Source organism: Robiginitalea sp. SC105 (assembly GCF_014243345.1).
GTDB lineage: Bacteria > Bacteroidota > Bacteroidia > Flavobacteriales > Flavobacteriaceae > Robiginitalea.
Genome location: NZ_JACLZF010000003.1, coordinates 3,220 through 5,543 on the forward strand (window position 1 = coordinate 3,220; position 2,324 = coordinate 5,543).

The 2,324-nt window shown below is 51.5% G+C and carries 2 tRNA genes and 1 rRNA gene; all 3 read right to left on the reverse strand.

From position 1 onward, the window contains the following. Positions 1–137 precede the first annotated feature (137 nt). Positions 138–214, reverse strand: a tRNA-Ala gene (locus H7F20_RS15815). A 134-nt stretch (positions 215–348) separates the two neighbouring features. Continuing rightward, a tRNA-Ile gene (locus H7F20_RS15820) sits at positions 349–425 on the reverse strand. Positions 426–575: 150 nt separating this feature from the next. After that, positions 576–2,099, reverse strand: a 16S ribosomal RNA gene (locus tag H7F20_RS15825). Between the last annotated feature and the right edge of the window lie 225 nt (positions 2,100–2,324).

Genomic DNA, 2,324 nt, shown 5'->3' on the forward strand with positions numbered 1-2,324 from the left:
TGGTAAATGCGCGCCATAACAATCCCCTTCGGGGCTTTGTCCGTGCGCCTTCTCCATTGCGGCTTCAAGTAAACTTGACCGCCCTGGATCTGCCGCCCGAACGCTGCCTTTTCAAGGCCGCTATCGCTCGCGCTTAATGGTGGAGAATACCGGATTCGAACCGGTGACCCCCTGCGTGCAAGGCAGGTGCTCTAGCCAGCTGAGCTAATTCCCCTCTCTTTTAAACATCCCATCGGTCGGCAAGTATGCACATGCCCCGATGGCAGTTTAATAAAGGTTGCTCAACCTCCAGAATTTCCAATAACGTTATTCTCAATGAACATCAGCCCATACCTCTGCGGCCTGGGATGGTAGTCTCAGGCAGACTCGAACTGCCGACCTCTACATTATCAGTGTAGCGCTCTAACCAGCTGAGCTATGAGACTGCATTTTATAACTTTAATACTAACAGACTAATAAATAAACAACATCCTGTCACAAGTCTTAAGATAAAAACCTGGCCGAGAAGAATTCTCAAGCCGATTCTGTAAAAGGCACTCCTTAAGTGGCCAATACCTTTAGTATTGAGTCTCTAGAAAGGAGGTGTTCCAGCCGCACCTTCCGGTACGGCTACCTTGTTACGACTTAGCCCTAGTTACCGATCTTGCCCTAGGCCGCTCCTTGCGGTGACGGACTTCAGGCACTCCCGGCTTCCATGGCTTGACGGGCGGTGTGTACAAGGCCCGGGAACGTATTCACCGGATCATGGCTGATATCCGATTACTAGCGATTCCAGCTTCACGGGGTCGAGTTGCAGACCCCGATCCGAACTGTGACCGGTTTTTTAGATTCGCTCCGCCTTGCGGCGTGGCTGCTCATTGTACCGGCCATTGTAGCACGTGTGTAGCCCAGGACGTAAGGGCCGTGATGATTTGACGTCATCCCCACCTTCCTCGCGGTTTGCACCGGCAGTTCCGTTAGAGTCCCCATCTTTACATGCTGGCAACTAACGGTAGGGGTTGCGCTCGTTATAGGACTTAACCTGACACCTCACGGCACGAGCTGACGACAACCATGCAGCACCTTGTAATGAGTCCGAAGAAAAGCCTATCTCTAAGCCTGTCCCACTACATTTAAGCCCTGGTAAGGTTCCTCGCGTATCATCGAATTAAACCACATGCTCCACCGCTTGTGCGGGCCCCCGTCAATTCCTTTGAGTTTCATTCTTGCGAACGTACTCCCCAGGTGGGACACTTATCACTTTCGCTTGGCCGCCGAGGCGTGAGCCCCGACAGCTAGTGTCCATCGTTTACGGCGTGGACTACCGGGGTATCTAATCCCGTTCGCTCCCCACGCTTTCGTCCATCAGCGTCAGTCGGCGGTTAGTGACCTGCCTTCGCAATCGGTGTTCTATGTGATATCTATGCATTTCACCGCTACACCACATATTCCGGCCACTTCACCGCAACTCAAGACCAGCAGTATCAAAGGCAATTTTACGGTTGAGCCGCAAACTTTCACCCCTGACTTACTGGCCCGCCTGCGGACCCTTTAAACCCAATGATTCCGGATAACGCTCGGACCCTCCGTATTACCGCGGCTGCTGGCACGGAGTTAGCCGGTCCTTATTCGTACGGTACCGTCATCTGCCCACACGTGGGCATTATTCTTCCCGTAAAAAAGCAGTTTACAACCCATAGGGCCGTCTTCCTGCACGCGGCATGGCTGGATCAGTCTTACGACCATTGTCCAATATTCCTCACTGCTGCCTCCCGTAGGAGTCTGGTCCGTGTCTCAGTACCAGTGTGGGGGATCCCCCTCTCAGGGCCCCTACCTATCGTAGCAATGGTGAGCCGTTACCTCACCATCTAGCTAATAGGACGCATGGCCATCCTCTACCGCCGAAGCTTTAATTGTCAACCGATGCCGATTAACAATACTACGGGGTATTAATCCGAATTTCTCCGGGCTATCCCCCTGTAAAGGGTAGGTTCCATACGCGTTACGCACCCGTGCGCCACTCGTCAGCGGATTGCAAGCAATCCCTGTTACCGTTCGACTTGCATGTGTTAGGCCTGCCGCTAGCGTTCATCCTGAGCCAGGATCAAACTCTTCATCGTAGAATCTTAAATAACTTAACTCCAGTATTAACCAAAGTGTCTTCTACAACTCAAAAATCCCAACTCGATCCAGGTTCTTATCTTAATTCCTTGACGGATGTTGTTTATTTATTTTTTGTACAATCACTTCTATCCGTTATCAGGAAATCACGCCTTTCGGCCGACCTCCCCGAACAGAAGCTACGCTGTCTGTCAATATGTCAATGAACTCTCTTTTGCTTATTC